Annotated in this window: 16 protein-coding genes and 2 pseudogenes; 13 read left to right on the top strand and 5 right to left on the bottom strand. The window is 34.0% G+C overall.

Features of this window, described 5'->3' with window-relative positions:
• The first annotated feature begins 13 nt into the window (after positions 1-13).
• From pyk to THEWI_RS08880, 5 genes and pseudogenes are all read left to right on the top strand, one after another.
• Positions 14-1765 (top strand): pyruvate kinase, encoded by a 1752-nt coding sequence (pyk, locus tag THEWI_RS08900; protein WP_014063154.1) that lies wholly within the window; start codon positions 14-16, stop codon positions 1763-1765.
• 51 nt (positions 1766-1816) lie between these two features.
• Complete coding sequence (locus THEWI_RS08895) at positions 1817-2233, top strand: acyl-CoA thioesterase (protein ID WP_003868327.1); 417 nt, start codon at positions 1817-1819, stop codon at positions 2231-2233.
• A 175-nt stretch (positions 2234-2408) separates the two neighbouring features.
• Positions 2409-4523, top strand: a pseudogene (locus tag THEWI_RS08890) (glucan 1,4-alpha-glucosidase).
• 189 nt (positions 4524-4712) lie between these two features.
• Positions 4713-6080, top strand: a complete 1368-nt coding sequence (gene rlmD / locus THEWI_RS08885; protein ID WP_014063153.1) for a 23S rRNA (uracil(1939)-C(5))-methyltransferase RlmD — start codon at positions 4713-4715, stop codon at positions 6078-6080.
• 147 nt (positions 6081-6227) lie between these two features.
• Positions 6228-7508, top strand: a pseudogene (locus tag THEWI_RS08880) (IS110 family RNA-guided transposase).
• A gap of 605 nt (positions 7509-8113) precedes the next feature.
• Here THEWI_RS08880 and THEWI_RS08875 read toward each other — a convergent pair.
• The 3 genes from THEWI_RS08875 to THEWI_RS08865 form a co-directional block, all read right to left on the bottom strand.
• A complete protein-coding gene (locus THEWI_RS08875) occupies positions 8114-8308 on the bottom strand; it encodes a YgaP family membrane protein (RefSeq protein WP_014063152.1) in 195 nt (64 codons plus the stop codon).
• Positions 8309-8386: 78 nt separating this feature from the next.
• Positions 8387-9073: a Crp/Fnr family transcriptional regulator gene (locus THEWI_RS08870; protein WP_014063151.1), complete on the bottom strand. Its 687-nt coding sequence runs from the start codon at positions 9071-9073 to the stop codon at positions 8387-8389.
• Positions 9074-9136: 63 nt separating this feature from the next.
• The gene (locus tag THEWI_RS08865) at positions 9137-10489 is read right to left on the bottom strand and encodes an MATE family efflux transporter (protein ID WP_014063150.1); all 1353 of its coding nucleotides are present in this window, start codon (positions 10487-10489) and stop codon (positions 9137-9139) included.
• 324 nt (positions 10490-10813) lie between these two features.
• On the opposite strand from THEWI_RS08865, the gene THEWI_RS08860 reads away from it, so the two are divergent.
• The 7 genes from THEWI_RS08860 to THEWI_RS08830 all read left to right on the top strand — a co-directional run bounded on the left by THEWI_RS08860 (position 10814) and on the right by THEWI_RS08830 (position 17855).
• Positions 10814-11452 (top strand): GntR family transcriptional regulator, encoded by a 639-nt coding sequence (locus tag THEWI_RS08860; protein ID WP_014063149.1) that lies wholly within the window; start codon positions 10814-10816, stop codon positions 11450-11452.
• 96 nt (positions 11453-11548) lie between these two features.
• Positions 11549-12670, top strand: a complete 1122-nt coding sequence (locus THEWI_RS08855; protein ID WP_279625590.1) for a betaine/proline/choline family ABC transporter ATP-binding protein — start codon at positions 11549-11551, stop codon at positions 12668-12670.
• A 19-nt stretch (positions 12671-12689) separates the two neighbouring features.
• Entirely contained in the window at positions 12690-13328 is a 639-nt protein-coding gene (locus THEWI_RS08850) for an ABC transporter permease (RefSeq protein WP_012995600.1), read from the top strand.
• A 19-nt stretch (positions 13329-13347) separates the two neighbouring features.
• Positions 13348-14262: an ABC transporter substrate-binding protein gene (locus THEWI_RS08845; protein WP_014063147.1), complete on the top strand. Its 915-nt coding sequence runs from the start codon at positions 13348-13350 to the stop codon at positions 14260-14262.
• A gap of 148 nt (positions 14263-14410) precedes the next feature.
• Positions 14411-15973 carry a citramalate synthase gene (cimA, locus tag THEWI_RS08840; protein WP_014063146.1) on the top strand — a complete coding sequence of 521 codons (1563 nt, stop codon included), beginning with the start codon at positions 14411-14413 and terminating at the stop codon, positions 15971-15973.
• 91 nt (positions 15974-16064) lie between these two features.
• Entirely contained in the window at positions 16065-17003 is a 939-nt protein-coding gene (locus THEWI_RS08835; RefSeq protein ID WP_014063145.1) for a DUF1848 domain-containing protein, read from the top strand.
• 72 nt (positions 17004-17075) lie between these two features.
• Positions 17076-17855: an alpha/beta hydrolase family protein gene (locus THEWI_RS08830; RefSeq protein ID WP_014063144.1), complete on the top strand. Its 780-nt coding sequence runs from the start codon at positions 17076-17078 to the stop codon at positions 17853-17855.
• A gap of 15 nt (positions 17856-17870) precedes the next feature.
• Here THEWI_RS08830 and pepT read toward each other — a convergent pair whose 3' ends face one another.
• Both pepT and THEWI_RS08820 read right to left on the bottom strand, forming a co-directional pair.
• The gene (gene pepT, locus THEWI_RS08825) at positions 17871-19097 is read right to left on the bottom strand and encodes a peptidase T (RefSeq protein WP_004401542.1); all 1227 of its coding nucleotides are present in this window, start codon (positions 19095-19097) and stop codon (positions 17871-17873) included.
• An 18-nt stretch (positions 19098-19115) separates the two neighbouring features.
• On the bottom strand, positions 19116-19613 hold the full coding sequence (locus tag THEWI_RS08820) for a nitroreductase family protein (protein ID WP_004401536.1): 498 nt from the start codon (positions 19611-19613) through the stop codon (positions 19116-19118).
• A 111-nt stretch (positions 19614-19724) separates the two neighbouring features.
• Between THEWI_RS08820 and THEWI_RS08815 the strand changes: the two genes are divergently transcribed.
• On the top strand, positions 19725-20228 hold the full coding sequence (locus THEWI_RS08815) for a hypothetical protein (protein ID WP_014063143.1): 504 nt from the start codon (positions 19725-19727) through the stop codon (positions 20226-20228).
• Positions 20229-20253 lie beyond the last annotated feature (25 nt).

Raw genomic sequence — 20253 nt, 5'->3', positions numbered from 1 at the left:
AGGGAGTGAAGGTATGCGCAGAACAAAAATAGTGTGTACAATAGGACCTGCCAGCGAAGACTATAATATACTGAGAAAATTAATTGAGAAGGGCATGAACGTTGCTCGATTGAATTTTTCTCATGGAGATTTTGAAGAGCATGGGGCAAGAATTGACAATATTAAAAAGATAAGAGAAGAATTAGGGTTACCTGTTGCTATTTTGTTGGATACTAAAGGTCCAGAGATAAGGACAGGAAAGTTTAAAAATGGCGGAGTGGAATTAAAAGAAGGACAAACTTTTGTCATTACGACAAGAGATGTATTAGGAGACGAAACTATATGCAGTGTATCCTATAAAGGGTTGCCTCAAGATGTGGAAAGAGGTAGCCGCATATTAATTGACGATGGGTTAATTTCTCTAAAGGTTACTGATGTTAAAGGAGAAGATATAGTTTGTATTGTAGAAAATTCTGGTGCTGTAAAAGACCATAAAGGAGTAAATGTTCCAGGAGTAAAACTCAATCTTCCTGCTTTGACTCAAAAAGACGTAGATGATATAGAGTTTGGAATTCAAAAGGGCATTGATATAATTGCGGCTTCTTTTGTTAGAAAAGCAGCTGATGTTTTGGCAATAAGAAGACTTTTAGAAGAAAATAAGGCAGAGCATATTTTAATTATTGCTAAAATAGAAAATCGCGAAGGAGTAGAAAATATAGACGAAATTATAAAGGTTTCAGATGGAATAATGGTAGCCAGAGGAGATTTAGGGGTTGAGATTCCTCTTGAAGAAATACCAATCGTTCAAAAAATGATTATACAAAAATGTAATAAAGCAGGGAAACCGGTAATTACTGCAACTCAAATGTTAGACTCTATGATGAGAAATCCAAGGCCTACAAGAGCAGAAGTTACAGATGTAGCAAATGCTATTCTTGATGGAACAGATGCTATAATGCTATCAGGGGAGACAGCTCAAGGTAAATACCCAATAGAGGCCTTTGAGACAATGGCAAAGATTGCAGAAAAGACAGAGGCTTATGTGGGATATAGAGATATCATTGATAGAAATATTGATACAAATGTTTCTATTACAAACGCTATAAGCCATGCAACTTGTACTACTGCAAGAGATATAGGAGCAGCTGCTATAATAACTTGTACTAAATCTGGTTATACAGCGAGAATGGTATCGAGGTACAGACCTCAAGCTCCAATTATTGCTACTACTCCAAGCGAAAGTGTTGCGAGGAAGCTCTCTATAGTCTGGGGAGTATATCCTTTAGTTACAGAAGAGGTTTCTACTACAGATGAAATGATAGATGTTGCAATACAAAGTGCTTTAACTGCTGGACTTATAAGAAATGGCGATATCGTAGTAATTTCTGCAGGAATTCCTGTAGCTATGACAGGTACCACCAACATGTTGAAGGTACATATAGTAGGAGATGTTTTGTTGAGAGGAATAGGTATAGGTTCTAAGGCTACTACAGGTGTTGTATGTGTTATTAATGATATCAGCAAAGACAAAGATAAATTTAGAGAAGGCGATATAATAGTAACTGCAAAGACAGAAAGAGATTTTATGCCTCTTATAGAGAAAGCTTCTGCTATAATCACAGAAGAAGGAGGGCTTACTTCTCACGCAGCTATTGTGGGATTAAACTTAGGAATTCCTGTAGTTGTAGGTTGTGAAGGAGCGACTTCTAAATTAAAAGATGGCATGACTGTAACGGTTGACACAGTTAGAGGATTTGTGTATAAAGGAATTGTAAATATTAAATAAATAAGACAAGATTTTCTCTTGTCTTTGTTTTTTTAAGGAGTGATTTAAATTATGCATGTATGGGATGCCGAGGTAAGGGTTCGATACGGAGAAACGGACAAAATGGGTATAGTTTACTATTCCAATTATTTTAATTGGTTTGAAATTGGCAGGACGGAGTTTTTTCGCTCTTTGGGGATGTCCTACAGAAGCTTAGAAGAAAAAAATGTAATGCTACCTGTAATTGACGCTCAGTGTAAATATTTTTCTTCTGCTTTGTACGATGACCTCATAATAATACGAACACGATTAGAATTTGTGAAAGGAACTCGTCTTAAATTTTTATATGATATAATACGCAAAGAGGATAACAAACTTTTAGCACAAGGTTATACAGAGCATCCCTTTACAAATCTTGAAAAAAAGCCTATCAATTTAAAAAAAGTAATGCCAGAAGTTTATGAAATGCTTGCAAAATGCTGTGATTAAAATTTATAAAAAATGGTATAAAATACTATTAAAATGAGTTATAATAAATAATAGGGTAACCGATTTTTTCTCAATACACTTTCTAAGTGTATTTTTTCTTTTTTATTCATAACAAACGTTTGCACAAAGTTATGATTTGAGATAAAATAGAGATATAAGACGGAGGTGTTATTAGATGAATAGAAAAATTGTAGCGATATTATTTTTAATAATTTTTTCAATAACTATTTTTTCAGGATGTTCTTCTGATGTTTCTTATGTAAAAATTCAGCACTTAACTGCTAATGAAGCACCACAGGCACCTGGCAAAGAGGACACTTGGGCATCTGCTCAAAAACAAGGCATTGGAACTGCAAATAATGATGTTTCAAAGGTATGGTTTACTTTGACTCATGGTGCAATATCAGAAGTTTACTATCCCACGATTGATATGGCTAATAGCAAATTTTTAAAATTTTTAGTAACTGACGGAAAAAGTTTTGTTTCTGATGAGACAAAGGATACAGTGAGCAAAGTGGAGAAACTCAACACTAGGTCTTTAGCATTTAAACTAATAAATACTGACAAACAAGGAAGATATAGGATTACAAAAGAGATATTCACTGATCCTAGAAGGAATTCTGTTATTATGAAGACAACATTTGAAGCATTGAAAGGGAATGTATAAGATTATAAACTTTATCTTGCTTATGACCCTCATATTGCTAATCAAGGTAAATACAATGAGGGGTATGTTATAAAGGCAAATGATAAGGAAATTCTTATAGTACATAGAGAAAAAATATATTCAGCTTTGACAACTGATGTAAAATGGAAAGGGTATTCTATAGGATATAATCAGGTGAATGACCCGATATCAGATTTAGAAAAAAACAAAACTATGACACAACATTTTGACAAGGCAAGAGGGAATATTATTGAAGGAATAGAGATAGATTTAAGCGATAAGACAGAGTTTAAAACAGTGCTTTCTTTTGGAGAAAGTGAAGAGGAGGCAGCAAAAACTGCTTTGAGTACATTAAAGGACAATTATGATAAAATGCTTGGCATATACATTGCTGAGTGGAATAAATACTGTGATGGGCTTAAAGATTTTAAAGAAAAAGCTAATGAGTTATACTACACGAGTATGATGATTTTAAAAGCTAGTGAAGATAAGACTAATAAAGGTGCCTACATTGCTTCTCTTTCAATTCCATGGGGTGAAGGTCAAGGAGATGAAAATAAAGGGGGATACCACTTAGTTTGGGCAAGGGACTTATATCACATTGCGAATGCTTTTATTGCAGCTGGAGACAAAGATTCTGCTAATAGAGCTTTAGACTTTTTAACTATGGTAGTAGAGAAAAATGGGTTTATTCCACAAAATACCTGGATAAATGGGGGGCCTTATTGGAATGGCATTCAAATGGATGAGCAAGCAGACCCTATAATACTGGCATATCAGCTAAAGCGGTATGATTTGTACGAAAAATTGGTAAAACCTCTTGCGGACTTTATTATAAAAATTGGCCCCAAAACAGGGCAAGAAAGATGGGAAGAAGCAGGGGGATATTCACCTGCTACAATGGCAGCTGAAGTTGCGGGACTTGTATGTGCTGCGGACATAGCAAAACAAAATAAAGATATGGAAAGTGCACAAAAATATTTGGATAAGGCTGATAAATGGCAAAAATTAATTGATGAGCTGACTTATACAACAAAAGGACCTTATGGAAACGGGCAGTATTATATAAGAATAGCAGGACTACCGGATCCAAATTCAGACTTTTTAATAAGCATCGCTAACGGCGGTGGAGTCTATGACCAAAAGGAAATTGTAGACCCAAGTTTTCTTGAATTGGTGCGGTTGGGAGTAAAACCTGCCAATGACCCTAAAATATTAAGCACTATTTATGTAGTAGACAACCTCATAAAAGTTAATACTCCAAAAGGTCCTTGTTGGTATAGGTATAATCATGATGGCTATGGAGAGCCCTCTAAAACAGAACCATATCATGGCACAGGTAAAGGAAGATTATGGCCTCTTCTTACTGGTGAAAGAGGTATGTATGAAATAGCGGCAGGTAAAAGTGCTGATGAATACCTTAAGGCAATGGAGAATTTTGCAAATCAAGGCTATGTGTTGTCTGAGCAAGTTTGGGAAGATACAGGACTTCCTACAGATTCTGCATCGCCTCTTAACTGGGCCCATGCAGAGTATGTAGTATTGTTCGTTTCAAATATAGAGCATAAAGTTGTAGATATGCCTCAAACAGTTTATGATAGATATGTGTTAGGGAAAAAATAGCGGGGATGTATTATTCCTCTCAGACTGTAGACAAACTTTTGTAAAGGAGATATTTTGCATAAGGAGGGACGATGCAAAATATCTCCTTTGAAAATTTTTTAACTTTGTCAACAAACTGTGGGGATGTATTATCCTCTATATTTTTTTGCTATATAAAGGTATAATAATTGTGAAGGAGGCGTTTTTGAATTGCACGACATAAAAGTAGGGGAAAAATACGAGGTATATATTGACAATATGGCCCATGAAGGCCAAGGAGTTGGAAGAATTGAAGGAGTGGCTGTCTTTGTAGAAGGAGCATTGACAGGAGAGAGGGTCGTTGCACAAATAGATAAAATTTCCAAAAATTACGTTATAGGTCATGTAGTAGAAATATTAGAAAAGTCCCGTGATAGAGTAGAACCTTTATGTCCTTATGCAGATAAGTGCGGTGGCTGTTCTTTACAGCATTTAAGCTACGAAGGGCAGTTAAAATATAAAACACAAAAAGTCAAAGACAATTTAGAGAGAATAGGCAAAGTGTATACTAGAGTCCACGATACCATAGGGATGGAAAAGCCTCAGCGGTATAGAAATAAAGCACAATTTCCAGTTGGAATGGTTGAAGGGAAAGCTGCTGTTACAGGTTTTTACGCTCCTCGTTCTCATGACATTGTGCCTGTGGAAAGTTGTATGATACAGCATGAGATTAGTGATGAGATTGCTAGGATTGTAAGGAATTGGATTAGAAAATACAACATATCTGTATATGACGAAAAAACAGGAAAAGGTCTGATAAGGCATATTGTCACAAGAGTTGCTTTTAAAACTGGGGAAGTTATGGCTGTTATTGTGATTAATGGAAAGGACATACAATATAAAAAACAACTGATTGATGCTTTAAAAGAAGAGATAAGGGGGCTTAAAAGTGTAGTAATAAATATTAATACCAAAAAAACTAATGTGATTATGGGGGAGGAAAATATAACTATTTACGGAAGCGATAATATTATTGACTATATAAAAGACATAAAATTTGAAATATCCCCTTTGTCATTTTTTCAGGTAAATCCTGTTCAAACAGAAGTCTTATACGGAAAAGCCCTTGAATATGCTGATTTAAAAGGTGAGGAGACTGTAATAGATGTGTATTGTGGTATAGGGACTATATCTTTGTTTGCAGCACAAAAGGCAGCCTTTGTCTATGGTATTGAGGCTGTCCACCAAGCAGTGGAAGACGCAAAGAGAAATGCTTACATAAATGGCATTAAAAACGTGGAATTTATTTCAGGGGATGCGGAAAAAGTAATGCCTGAGTTGGCTGATAAAGGAGTCAAAGCAGATGTAGTTATAATGGATCCTCCAAGAAAGGGCTGTGATACATCTGTTTTAGAAGCAGTTATAAAAATGAATCCGAAAAAAATTGTATACGTCTCTTGCAATCCTTCCACATTAGCACGGGATTTAAGATACCTTGAGGACAATGGATACAAAACGATGGAAGTTCAGCCTGTTGATATGTTCCCTTATACGCACCATGTGGAAAGTGTGGCATTGGTGTTGCCTTCATTTTTTTAAAGATATATCAAATTAATGGAGCATTCCTGTAATGAATAAAAAATAAAGAAGAATGGACTTTGAAAAAATAAGTACCTCCTGATAAAATACAGAGTGTAAGTTTAAGAACTTACCTCGAATTATCAAAATAAACAGGAGGTACCTAAAATGAAGTATACACAAAATGAAAAGATTTTGCAAGTAACAGAAGACACATTAATTGTAGGAGTAGACATAGCAAAAGAAAGCCATTATGCCAGAGCATTTGACTACAGAGGAGTAGAATATGGGAAATACCTAAGATTTGAGAACAATAGAGAAGGTATGACAAAATTTTCTAAATGGGCGAAAGACTTGATGGAGAGACATAAGAAAAACAAACTAATAGTAGGGATGGAACCGACAGGACAATATTGGGTATGTTTAGTCCAATACCTTAAAGACAATAACATAAAGGTAGTAATGGTTAATCCATTTCATGTAAAGAGGAGCAAAGAATTAGATGACAATTCTCCCACAAAAAGCGATAGAAAAGACCCAAAAACAATAGCAATGCTAGTAAAAGATGGGAGATATGTAGAACCGACAATACCTGAAGGAGTATATGCAGAATTAAGGATAGCGATGGACATAAAAGACAGGTTGAACAAACAAATAGGGATGATAAAGAATCAAATAACAAGATGGATAGACATATACTTTCCAGAGTTTAACAGCGTATTTTCAGACTGGGAAGGGAAAGCAGCACTTATCACATTAAAAGAAATTCCAACACCAGAAAAGATAGCAGAAAAAAGCAGTGGAGAAATCCTATCGATATGGAAGAAAGAAGTACAAAGGGGGGTAGGAGAAAAAAGGGCTATAAAGCTAATAGAAACTGCGAGGAAGAGCATAGGGAAGAAGCAGGGAATGAAGATGGCAGAATATGAGATAAAGACCCTCATTGAACAATACGAATTTTTTAAAAACAAATTGAGGAAATAGAGAAGAAGATAGAAGAATTAATAGTTGAGATACCAGGGGTTAAAGAACTGCTAGGAATCAAAGGGATAGGAGTAAATACAGTAGCAGGTTTTATTGCAGAAGTAGGAGATATTGAAAAATATGAACATCCGAAACAGATACAAAAACTAGGAGGATTAAACCTAGTAGAGAATAGCTCTGGTAAGCATAAAGGAGAAACGACAATAAGTAAAAGAGGGAGGAAGCGATTGAGGAGAGTACTATTTACTGCAGTAATGGCTTTGGTGGCAAAAAACGAAGAATTTCGTGAACTTCACAAATATTACACTACCAGAGCGCAAAACCCGCTAAAAAGAAGCAATCATTAATAGTATTGGGCAACAAACTAATAAGGATATTTATGTCATATTAAAGAAAGGAGTAAAATATGACCCAATCAAGATGATGAAGGACATAAAGAGGCCAGCATTACAGGAAGTTGCATAAAAAGTGCAATATACTATCAAATCAATTAAGGGTTAATCATCTTTTCTTCAGCTTTAACTTAATCACATCTAAAGAGCTGACCCTTAAGAAGAAATCAATTTTTAGGGAAAGCGAAAGTATGAACGACGTTATATAAAAGGTAACGGAAGGAATAAAATAAAAACAAGTAATCAAGAGATGGGATATTGACAACAAGAGCGGGAATTGTCATACAAGAATAATCACCATACGGGCAAAGACCCTGCAATGGAGCAGAAATGACATCCACCTCATGGCAGGTAGAACGAAGGAATTAAGGACAGAGATCCAGTGAGACATGGGAGGGTAAACCCCATGAGATAAGTGGAGCTATCCCGCCATAATATGGAAATAAGATATGAGGTTTATTAAACTTACCTATTTAATGGTTAAATAAGTAATAAATGATAATATAAGCCATGAGATGCTCTTGTTGTAATGAGAAATTTAAAGAAAAACTAAGATATTAAGAGAAAATAAAAGATAATAGAGGGAGGGTATTAAACCCTCACATTAATTTGATAAAAAATTATTACATCATTAACTGATTTAAAATTTAAAACTAAGATATTACATAAAGAAAATTTTTATTTTTTTGTTGAACATGTATTAATGCCAAATAAGGCATATAATGGGCAGAAACCAAAAGCAGCTGTTAATATTGGTACAAGTCCTATTAATCCCAAAAATCTTATGTTACTATGAACTAAAAACAACAGACTCAACAAAGCTATTCCTATTATATATCTGATTATTTTATCAATTTTTCCAACATTTTTCATTTTTATAACCTCCTCCATTTATTTTTCCTATCTTGATATCTATTATACAAGACTATACAATTTAATTCAGTGACAAAGTCACATTTCTGCAATTCTTTTTAATTTTTCTTCATTTTTTATGATAATTTTTCCTCGTAAAAGTGTAACAATATTTTCTTTTTCGAAGTCTTTAAGTATTCTACTGATTACTTCTCTTGCGGTACCCAATTCTCCGGCGATTTTTTCATGGGTAATTTCCAAGCTTCCTTTTTGCCCATTTTCAGCTGATTTTTTTAATATAAATTTAGCCAATCTTAAGTTTACATTTTTAAATACAATTTCATCAATTAACAATATAACTTCTTGAAACCTTGTAGATACAGTATTAAAAATGAATTGTTGGAATGATGGCTCTGTAAAAAATAAATCATTATAAAATGAAACTGGAATAAGACCAACTAAAACTTCTTGTTCAGCTTCAGCAGTTGCAGGATAAGGTGTATTACTCATAATAGACGCTACATTTAGGACACAGGTTTCGCCATCGTAAAGTCTGTAGAGAGTTATTTCCTTTCCTTCAGGAGAAAGTTTATATACTCTTACTACTCCATTTATAACAAAAACTATGTCGGTACAGTAATCTCCTTCTTCTAAAAGTTTTTCTTCATTTTCTAACTTGATAATTTTGATGATTTTCATAAAATTGTCTAACTTATTTTTATCCTTTAGGTTTTTAATAAAAGGGAATTTATTTCTGATTTCATGGATTAAACCATCGTCAATCATTTTCTTTCCTCCCAGTTAATTTTATAATGCTTAAATGGTGATAAAAAGGTGCAGTAAAGCGTATTAAAAATCTTTTACTGCACTTTTTAATTTATTTATTTCTTTTCTAAAGTATAAATACATTGTAGTTCCTTCAAAAGCCCATTGGATAGCTGTTACAAACCATACATATACAACTCCTAATTTTAAGATGTAAATGACTACGTACATAAGAGGAAGTCTTATAAACCAGCTGGATATTGTGGAGATAATAAAGGGAGTCTTTGTATTTCCACTTCCTTTAAGGCCTCCTCCATAAACCATACCAACTGCCATAAAAGGCTGTTCAATGGAGGCTACCATAAGGCAAAGGATGCCGACAGCTATTACGTCAGCATCTTTTATAAAAGCTCTTATAAAGAGATGGGGTATTGTCAGAAATAGTATAGACATTGTACCCATAATTGCTACAGCAAATAATGCCGAAATATTTGTATACCTTTTTGCACTGTCATATTTTTTAGCTCCTACCATTTGACCTGCCATTGTGGTTGCAGCGACTGCAAAACCCCATCCTGGCATAAAGGATATAGATTCAATCGTAGTTGCAATTTGATTTGCTGCAAAAGCTACTGTCCCAAGGTGCATTATCATGAATATTGAAATAAGTCGACTTATGTCAAAGGCAGCTTCTTGAAGAGAAGCAGGGAAGGCAAGTTTCAGTATATCTACAATTATTTGCCTGTCAAAGTTCACTATATCACGAAGCTCGATATTTAATATTTTTTGGTTGAAGTAATATAACATTATAAATATAAAGCCAGTAATTTGTGCTATAGTAGTAGCAATTGCAGACCCTTTTGCACCTAAAGGAGGAAAGGCTAATTTTCCAAATATTAAAATCCAGTCCAATAAAATATTAATAAATATGACTATACTTGCTCCTATCATAGGTGTTTTTGTATTTCCTTGAGCTCTTAAAATTGCGTTTAATACATTCATAAGCATATTAAAGAAAATACCTATTGATGCAATTTTTATAAATATCCTTCCTAAGACAAGCACATTACCAGTAGCGCCAGCTATTATTAAAAAATTTTCTGCAAAGGTAAAAAGTATTAAAGAAATGAAAATAGCAAAAATAAATCCTAAAAGAATTCCTTGAGATGCGTATTTTTCGGCAGCTTCAAAATCTTTCGCTCCTATACTGCGGGCGACATAAGAAGTTACTCCTATGGAGATTCCCATTGCTATAAAAATATTAGAGAAGGTATATATAATTTCTGATGCAAGGCCTACAGCGCTGACACTATCTTTACCGCCAAAATGCCCTACCATCATTGTATCTATTACCCACACTACCATGTATAATAGCATTTCTCCAACTGCAGGTAATGCTAAATTAAGTATTTCTTTTATTTCTTTTTTAGTTGCCATGTAACACCTCCTGTTTGCTGAGGAATTAGCGGAGTTTATACAACCATTATTTTATATTAATTCCTTTTTAAATTTATCTATTGTATTCTTCAAAAATTCCACTTTTTAATTGCTAATAGTATTATAGCACAAAAGGGAAAATTTACAGTAACTAAGACTTGTGTTAATAAGAGCTTCTTATTAGATGATAGTATGGAGCATCTGAGAGAAATTTTCATTGAGTTTTTAAATGAAAATAGTATAATAATATGGCAGGAATAAAATAAAAACAAGAAGTTTAAAATTAACTATAATTTTTAAGAGATGAGATGGAGGCACATTTTTATGTCTGAAATCGTAAGGCCTAGATATGAGTACATTGCTTTTGATATTGCTAAAAGAATTGTAGAGGGCGAGTTTAATGAGGATGAGAGATTGTACGGCAGGTCAAATCTTGCAGGACTTTACAAAGTTTCACCTGAGACAATACGGCGTGCTATTTCCCTTTTACAAGACATGGGAGTAGTTGTTTCAGAACAAGGTAAAGGAGTAATTGTTAAATCGAAAGAAGCGGCACAAAGATATATAAATCAATTTAATGAAAAACAAACCTTAGAGGTCTTAAAAAATGAATTGGTTAAAATCGCTGAAGAAAGAAAAAAACTTGATGAAAGGATGGAAACTATTTTACTAAAATTTATAGAATACGCTAATAGATTAAAAAATATTAGTGACTTTAATCCTGTTGAAATTCGCGTCAATGAGAAAAGCACTGCTGTAGGTAAGACTTTGGCTGAGTTAAAATTTTGGGATGTTACAGGTGCTACCGTAATAGCTATAAGGAGAGGAGAAGAGGTAATTATTTCTCCTGGTCCCAATGAGCAAATTAAAGGTGGAGATTATTTAGTTCTTGTAGGAAGTAAGGAGGCTTTCAAAAAAAGTATATCTCTAGTCGATAACTATACTGTTATTAGTTTTCCCTAGCAACAACATTAGTTGCTAGGTTATTTTTTGTAATCCCTTTTATTGACATACTGACAACTTTATTATATAATATAGGTTGTCACTTAGAAAGGAGGCGTGGTAGCATTGATAAGATTTGAAAATATAGTAAAAACATATGGAGAAACTGAAATATTAAAAGGAATAAATTTAGAAATAAAAGATAATGAATTGGTGGTTTTGATAGGACCGAGTGGTTGTGGGAAAACCACTTCGTTGAAAATGATAAATCGCTTAATTGAACCAACCTCTGGCAAAATATATATAAACGGACAAGACATTTCTCAGATAGACCCAATCCAACTTCGCAGGAATATTGGATACGTGATTCAGCAAATTGGTTTACTTCCACACATGACAGTAGAACAGAATATAGAATTAGTTCCTTTGCTTAAAAATTGGCCAAAAAAGAAGAGAATTGAAAGAGTAAAGGAATTAATGCATCTTGTAGGAATGCCTCCAGAAGAGTATATGAACAGATATCCAAAAGAATTATCTGGTGGGCAACAACAGAGGATAGGAGTTGCACGGGCTTTGGCTGCAGATCCAGACATCATTTTAATGGATGAACCTTTTAGTGCCCTGGACCCTATTACAAGGTCTCAGTTACAAGAAGAACTTTTTGAATTGCAGCAAAAGTTGCAAAAGACCATTGTATTTGTAACTCACGACATGGATGAGGCGTTAAAATTAGGTGACAGGATCTGTATAATGAAAGATGGAAAAGTAGTGCAATTTGATACTCCCGAAGAAATATTGAAAAATCCAGCAGATGAATTTGTGGAGAATTTTATAGGGAAAAAACGAATGTGGATACAACCAGAGCATGTTTTAGCAAAAGATATTATGATTACCAATCCAATAAAGGCTCTTCCTTCCAGAACTCTTGCACAAGCGATAGAAATTATGAGTAATAGTGGTGTTGACAGTATTTTAGTGGTTAATAAAGAAAATCAACTTTTAGGCATAGTAACAGCGGAGGATATAAGGGCTAATAAAAACACTGCAAAACGGATAGAAGAGATTTATACTCGAAATGTTTATACAGTCAAACCTGATGATTCAATTTTAGATGTTCTTAAATTAATGGCGCAAAAAAATATAGGTTATGTACCAGTAGTGAATGAAAATAATTTGCTCCAAGGCTTGATCACGCGAAGTGCCCTGGTAAATTATTTAGGTGCAAATTATGCAGAATAGGAAGGAGGACTTTTAAATAGTGTTGGCAGAATATATAAATTTTATGAAAGATAGAGCTGACGATATTTTAATTTTAACAACTCAGCATATTCAATTATCTGTTATGGCTCTGATTATAGCTATAGCTATAGGAGTACCATTAGGTATCTTGATTGCAAAATTTCCTTCAACTTCTTCATTTGTCATTGGATTAGCCAATGCTGTACAAGCAATTCCAAGTTTAGCTTTGTTGGGATTTTTGGTGCCTTTTTTAGGTATAGGTTCAACTCCTTCAATAGTTATGATAGTTATGTATACACTACTACCAATTATAAAAAATACCTATACCGGTCTTGTCAATATAGATAAAGCTATTCTCGAAGCAGGTAAAGGTATGGGAATGACGGAGATACAATTAATGAGGATGGTGCAACTGCCATTGGCTTTACCTGTTATAATGGCAGGTATTCGAATAGCAGCTGTGACAGCCGTTGGATTTACTACTTTGGCGGCGTTGATTGGAGCCGGTGGTTTAGGTCAATTGATTTACAGGGGGATATCTATGGTGAATAACCAGATGATACTAGCAGGTGCAATACCAGCAATGATTTTGGCACTATTGATAGACTATATTTTACTTTTAGTAGAAAAAATAGTAACTCCAAAGGGAATAAAATAGAAAAAGGAGGAGATTTTAAATGAAAAGAATTTTGCTATTAAGTTTGGTTTTTATTTTAGCTGTTACTTTCATGGCATCTTGCGGTATTGGCAGTTCTCAAAGGAATGCAAATGATACTGTAGTTGTAGGATCAAAAAATTTTACAGAGCAAATTATCGTAGCTAATATGGTTGCCGACATGATTGAAGCACATACTAACCTCAAAGTAGAGCGAAAACTAAACCTTGGCGGTACAAATGTAAACTTTGAGGCGATAAAAAGGGGAGGTGCGAATAACGGAATAGATATTTATGTTGAATATACAGGGACAGGTTTGGTGGACATATTAGGGATGAAACCTACTACTGATCCAGAAAAAGCTTATGAAACAGTGAAGAAAGAATATAAAGACAAATGGAATATAGTATGGTTGAAGCCACTTGGATTCAATAATACCTATACTTTAGCTGTAAAGGATGAATTGGCAAAGCAATATAATTTAAAGACTTTTTCAGATTTAGCTAAAATTAGCGATAAGTTAATCCTGGGAGCTACAATGGAATTTTTGGAAAGGCCTGATGGCTATCCTGGTCTACAAAAAGTGTATAATTTTAAGTTTAAAGATGCAAAATCTATGGATTCGGGTATAAGATATACAGCGATAGATAATAATGAAGTTCAGGTTATTGATGCTTTTTCTACTGATGGATTGCTAGTATCTCATAAACTAAAAATACTAGAAGACGATAAACACTTTTTCCCACCTTATTATGCTGTACCAATTATTAGGCAAGATGTGTTAGACAAACACCCGGAATTAAAAGATGTTCTCAACAAATTGGCAAATCAAATTTCTGATGAAGAAATGCAAAAACTTAATTACAAGGTCGATGGTGAAGGGCAAGATGCAGCAAAGGTGGCAAAAGAATTTCTAAAAGAAAAGGGATTAATTTAGCAGCAGAAATGTAAAGCTTCCTGAATTTAGTCGGTCAGGAAGCTTTATTATTTTATTTTAAGAATTAAAAATAAATTTTCTTCACTTTATCAGTTCAATTTGATAAAATATGTACTATACATAGAAAAGGTATAAAGGGGGATGCATTGTGAAGAACCTACGCATATACGATACAACATTAAGAGACGGAGTTCAAGGACAAGGTATATCTTTTACTGTGGAAGATAAATTAAAAATAGTTAAAGCGCTTGATGAGTTTGGTGTGGCCTATATTGAGGCAGGTAATCCTGGGTCTAATCCTAAAGATATTGAATTTTTTGAAAAAGTTAAGAATATTAAATTAAAAAATGCTAAATTAATTGCTTTTGGTAGCACAAGAAGAGCAAATACAACTACCGAAGAAGATGCTAATGTAATTTCACTCTTAAATGCTGGCACAGAGGTAGTAACTATCTTTGGCAAGTCATGGGATTTTCAAGTTATAGAAATTTTGAAAACTACTTTAGAAGAAAACTTAAAAATGATTTATGATACAGTAAAGTTTTTTAAAGACAAAGGTAAGTCAGTTATATTTGATGCAGAGCATTTTTTTGATGGTTACAAACAAAATCCAGAGTATGCTTTAAAGACATTAGAAGTAGCATTAGAGGCGGGAGCAGACAGTGTATGCTTGTGCGATACAAAAGGCGGAGCTTTTCCTATGGAGGTTTATGAAATAACAAAAACTGTTGTGGATAAATTTAATACAGAAGTAGGAATACACTGTCATAATGATAACGGAATGGCTGTCGCAGATTCTATAATGGCAGTACAAGCAGGGGCAATACAAGTACAAGGTACAATAAACGGTTATGGTGAAAGATGTGGCAATGCGAATTTATGTACCTTGATACCGAATTTGCAATTACTTATGGGATATAAATGTGTGCCTGATGAAAATCTAAAACAATTGACTCATTTAGCCAGATTTGTAAGTGAAATTGCAAATGTCACTTACGATGAAAGGGCGCCTTATGTTGGGAAAAATGCTTTTTCCCACAAAGCGGGGATGCATGCTGATGCTGTAAATAAAAATACTTATTCTTATGAACTGATTGACCCTTCTTTAGTGGGAAATAGTAGGACCTTTTTGATTTCTGAAGTTGCAGGCAGAGGAACAGTGCTAAATGCCATAAATGAAATAGATCCAACTATTACAAAGAATTCTCCTGAAACAAAGTTAATTTTAGATAAATTAAAAGAAATGGAGTATTTAGGGTATCAATATGAAAATGCAGGAGGTTCTTTAGAACTTTTGATAAGAAAGGTTCTTGGAAAATATAAACCAGCATTTAATTTAAAAGAGTTTAAAGTTATTGTAAATGAGCCTTCTGTAAATAGTGTTAATTCTTCAGCACTTATAAAAGTGGAAGTCGATAGTATAGAGGAGATAGCTGCAGCTGAGGGAGATGGGCCAGTACATGCTCTTGATAATGCTGTAAGAAGAGTACTGGAGAGATTTTACCCACAGATAAAAGAAATGAGGTTGACAGATTATAAAGTGAGGGTTTTGGATTCTAATTCTGCAACTGCTGCTAAAGTTAGAGTTATAATAGAGTCGACAGACGGAAAAGATTCATGGAGCACAATTGGGGTTTCTACAGATATTATTGAGGCCAGTTGGAGAGCCCTTGTTGATTCAATAGAGTACAAACTTAACAAAGAAAGTTAATTCAAAAGCGGAGAAATTGACATGAATTGTCATTGATGTTAAAGTAAAAATGAACATGTCAATTTCTCTTTTTTTGAAAGGAGAAATTTGAATGATAATAAGTGCAAGCAGGAGAACGGATATTCCGGCTTTTTACAGCGATTGGTTTTTTAAAAGAATTGAGGAAGGCTATGTTTTGGTGAGGAATCCTTTTAATTTTCATCAAGTCAGTAAAGTTTCTTTAAAGAAAGATGCAGTAGATGGCATTGTGTTTTGGACAAAAAATCCAGAAAAAATGATAACGAAATTGCATTTGATAGAGGACTATGCTTATTATTTTTTATTTACTTTAAATCCCTATGATAAAAGAATAGAGAGGAATGTGCCAGAAAAATCACATATAATTGAAGTTTTTAAAAAGCTGTCTAGCAAAATAGGGAAAGAGAGGGTAATTTGGCGTTATGACCCTATTATTTTAACTCCCGAATTTGATATAGAATACCATGTAAAAAGCTTTAAGGAAATAATGTCTGAACTTTATGGATATACATCAAAATGTATAATCAGTTTTGTGACTCTTTATCCTAAAGTTTACAAGACTTTAGAAAAAATAGGGGCTTATGAGATAAACAAGGAACAGAAGTTAGAAATTGCATATAGATTTTATGAAATAGCGAAAGAGCACACAATTAAACTTGAGACTTGTGCAGAAGAATTGGATTTATCGCCATATGGTATAGAGCATGCGAGATGTATAGATAAAACTTTAATAGAAGAGCTTTCAGGTAAAAAACTCAATATAGGAAAGGATAAGAATCAAAGGAAGTTTTGTGGTTGTGATGAAAGTATAGATATTGGTGCCTATGATACTTGTCTACATGGCTGTATTTATTGCTACGCAAACAGTAGTATCAGTACTATAAAAAGAAATACAAAGCAGTACAATGTAAATTTTCCTTTGTTGTGTAGCAAATTGACAGAAGAGGATGTAATAAAAGAAAGGGAAGTTAAATCTTGTGCTGTTTGGCAAACTTCAATTTTTGATAGATAAAAAATCTGTCTATGTGGAAAAGTTTTCTTGACTGTAGTATAATTGAATTATGAAATATTTGGAGGTGTTATTATGCAAAAGGCTGTTGAAATTACATATAACGGCAAAACTTTAAGAGGAATGATGCATTTGCCTGATGATGTTAAGGGTAAAGTGCCTATGGTAATAATGTTTCACGGTTTTACAGGCAATAAAGTAGAGTCTCACTTTATTTTTGTGAAGATGTCAAGAGCTTTAGAAAAAGTAGGTATTGGGAGTGTAAGGTTTGACTTTTATGGTTCTGGAGAAAGTGATGGGGACTTTAGTGAAATGACATTTAGCAGTGAATTGGAAGATGCAAGACAAATTTTAAAGTTTGTGAAAGAGCAACCTACGACTGACCCTGAGAGAATAGGACTACTTGGTTTGAGTATGGGAGGAGCTATTGCAGGGATTGTAGCAAGGGAATATAAAGATGAAATAAAGGCGTTGGTGCTATGGGCTCCAGCTTTTAATATGCCTGAGCTTATAATGAACGAAAGTGTAAAGCAATACGGAGCTATTATGGAACAATTGGGCTTTGTAGACATAGGAGGACATAAACTGAGTAAAGATTTTGTTGAGGATATTTCAAAATTAAATATATTTGAGCTGTCAAAAGGATACGATAAAAAAGTGCTTATAGTTCATGGGACAAATGATGAAGCGGTTGAATATAAAGTTTCTGATAGAATCTTAAAAGAGGTTTATGGGGATAACGCTACAAGAGTGACAATCGAAAATGCAGACCATACTTTTAAGAGTTTAGAATGGGAGAAAAAGGCGATTGAGGAGTCAGTAGAGTTTTTCAAAAGGGAATTGTTAAAGGGATAGCTCCATCGCTATCCCTTATTTTTCTGCGTAAAGCTCAATTATTTTTATTATTACTTCGACTGCTTTTTCCATTGCATATGTCGGTATAAATTCATATTTACCGTGAAAATTATGCCCTCCTGTGAATAAATTAGGTGTTGGAAGCCCCATATAGCTTAATCTTGCTCCATCAGTGCCTCCTCTTATAGGCACTATTTTAGGTTCCACTCCTACTAATTTCATTGCTTCTAATGCTGTATCGACTATGTGCATATGCTTTTCAATTATTTCTCTCATATTGTAATACTGGTCTTTAAGTTCAAGCTCTAGTGTGCCTTCACCATATTTTTTATTTAATGTTTCTACAATGCTTTTTAGGTATTCTTTTTTATCTAAAAAAGTTTGCTTATTAAAATCTCTGATAATATAATACATTTTAGTTTGTTCTACATTGCCTTCAAAATTGTTCAAATGATAAAAACCTTCATATCCTTCAGTATGGGCAGGAGTTTCATGTTCAGGTAACATATTTTGGAGTTCTATTCCAATCAAAATGGAGTTTTTCATCTTGCCTTTTGCTGTTCCAGGATGCACATTTCTGCCATTAATTTTGATTTTAGCACTGGCAGCATTGAAATTTTCGTATTCTATTTCTCCAATTCCACCGCCATCTACAGTATAAGCAAAATCACAATTAAATTTTTTTACATCAAATTTGTCTACACCCCTACCAATTTCTTCATCAGGTGTGAAGGCTACTTTTATATTGCCATGCTTTATTTCAGGATGATTTATTAAATATTCCATAGCTGTTATTATTTCTGCAATTCCTGCTTTATCATCAGCTCCCAAAAGAGTTGTTCCGTCTGTGGTGATTAAAGTTTTTCCTATGTAATTTTTAAGCTCTGGAAATTCAGTAGGAGATAATACTATGTTTTTTTCTTTGTTTAAGATTATATCTTTGCCATCATAATTTTCTATTATCTGAGGCTTTACGTCTTTGCCGCACATGTCAGGACTTGTGTCCATATGAGCTATAAATCCTATTGTAGGGAGTTTTTTGTCAGTATTTGAAGGAAGTAAAGCCGTAACATAACCGTTTTCATCTACATTTACCTCTTTAAGGCCTATTTCTTCAAGCTCATTTGCTAATTCTTTTGCAAATATTACTTGTCCCTCAGTGCTGGGATAAGTTGTTGAGTTTTCATCCGATGTTGTATGATATTTTACATATTTTAAAAATCTCTCCACTACTTTTGACATATTATAACCCTCTTTCATTTAAAATTTTTCCCAATGTAAAACTTCAGATAAAGCTTTTTTATATTTTGGTTGTGGCTCTTCTGCGGGATATCCTAATGATATAATAGAAATCATTCTTAAGTTGTCAGGAATGTTGAGGTATTCGTTTATTTCTTTTTCATAGGTTCTGTTATACCCAGCTACCCAACAGGAACCTATGCCGTAGGCAGTAGCTGCGAGTAATATATTTTCTGTTGCTGCTGAACCATCTTCTAAGTGATGTCTGTTATTTTTATCGCAGTAGACGATGACACAAGCTCCTGCATCTTTAATAAATTTCCCATATGTAGCTTTTTCTGCTATGAATTTAAGTCTTTCTTTGTCTGTTATAACGACGAAATGCCAAGGCTGTGCGTTATTTCCACTGGGAGCAAGCCTTGCGCAGTCTATTATGTCTTCTAATATTTCTTTTGGAATAGGTTTATCTATGTATTTCCTTATACTTCTTCTCTTTTTTAAAGCCTCTAATGCCTCCATAACTTTTGCACCTCCTCTTTATATTATATCCCATAAAGTAAAAATTCCAAAAAGATTGACAAAAATTTATGGGTATGTAAAAATAAAGCTGAATAAAAGGAGGGTAAAAGTATGGGCAAGGTTGAAGGAAGAATTGGAGGCTTTATATCCGGTTATGATGTTCATGCTAGTATAGATAATGGGAGAATAGCTGGTCGAATTGGAGGAACACTTTTGGGAGCAGACCTTGATATAAAATATTCTTTTGAGATAGGGACAATTGAAGGGAGGATAGGGGGTGTTATTATAGGAAGGAGTATTTCTGGGGCTATTGGAAAAGACTTTGTCTCTCTGAGATTGGGAGGAGCTATTGATGGCAATGACCTTAGTTTGAGAGTTAGCGATAAAGAAATACATGGAAGGTGTGGGGGAAATATAATAGGTTTTGATGTAAAATTGACTTTTGACAATGGAAAGATATCTGGAAGAATGGGTGGAGAGGTAATAGGTTTTGATGTAAATGGAACGTATGTAGATGTAGAACCTATTATCGCAGGGCTTTTATTTGCTACAGCTTACTACATTTATAAGGTAAATCATAGGGGAGGACAAGGTGGATCCGACAATGGAAATTAATTAAGTAAACTTATACATACTTTTG

Origin of the sequence: Thermoanaerobacter wiegelii Rt8.B1, from assembly GCF_000147695.2 — a bacterium.
Taxonomy (GTDB): domain Bacteria; phylum Bacillota; class Thermoanaerobacteria; order Thermoanaerobacterales; family Thermoanaerobacteraceae; genus Thermoanaerobacter; species Thermoanaerobacter ethanolicus.
This window is presented reverse-complemented; position numbering and strand designations above follow the sequence as displayed.

What these genes read in the sequence shown, in the direction of transcription:
- pyk (WP_014063154.1), top strand. Translation starts at nt 14, where the DNA reads ATGCGCAGAACAAAAATAGTGTGTACAATAGGACCTGCCAGCGAAGAC.
- THEWI_RS08895 (WP_003868327.1), top strand. Translation starts at nt 1,817, where the DNA reads ATGCATGTATGGGATGCCGAGGTAAGGGTTCGATACGGAGAAACGGAC.
- THEWI_RS08875 (WP_014063152.1), bottom strand. Translation starts at nt 8,308, where the DNA reads ATGAAAAATGTTGGAAAAATTGATAAAATAATCAGATATATAATAGGA.
- THEWI_RS08870 (WP_014063151.1), bottom strand. Translation starts at nt 9,073, where the DNA reads ATGATTGACGATGGTTTAATCCATGAAATCAGAAATAAATTCCCTTTT.
- THEWI_RS08865 (WP_014063150.1), bottom strand. Translation starts at nt 10,489, where the DNA reads ATGGCAACTAAAAAAGAAATAAAAGAAATACTTAATTTAGCATTACCT.
- THEWI_RS08860 (WP_014063149.1), top strand. Translation starts at nt 10,814, where the DNA reads ATGTCTGAAATCGTAAGGCCTAGATATGAGTACATTGCTTTTGATATT.
- THEWI_RS08845 (WP_014063147.1), top strand. Translation starts at nt 13,348, where the DNA reads ATGAAAAGAATTTTGCTATTAAGTTTGGTTTTTATTTTAGCTGTTACT.
- THEWI_RS08835 (WP_014063145.1), top strand. Translation starts at nt 16,065, where the DNA reads ATGATAATAAGTGCAAGCAGGAGAACGGATATTCCGGCTTTTTACAGC.
- THEWI_RS08830 (WP_014063144.1), top strand. Translation starts at nt 17,076, where the DNA reads ATGCAAAAGGCTGTTGAAATTACATATAACGGCAAAACTTTAAGAGGA.
- pepT (WP_004401542.1), bottom strand. Translation starts at nt 19,097, where the DNA reads ATGTCAAAAGTAGTGGAGAGATTTTTAAAATATGTAAAATATCATACA.
- THEWI_RS08820 (WP_004401536.1), bottom strand. Translation starts at nt 19,613, where the DNA reads ATGGAGGCATTAGAGGCTTTAAAAAAGAGAAGAAGTATAAGGAAATAC.
- THEWI_RS08815 (WP_014063143.1), top strand. Translation starts at nt 19,725, where the DNA reads ATGGGCAAGGTTGAAGGAAGAATTGGAGGCTTTATATCCGGTTATGAT.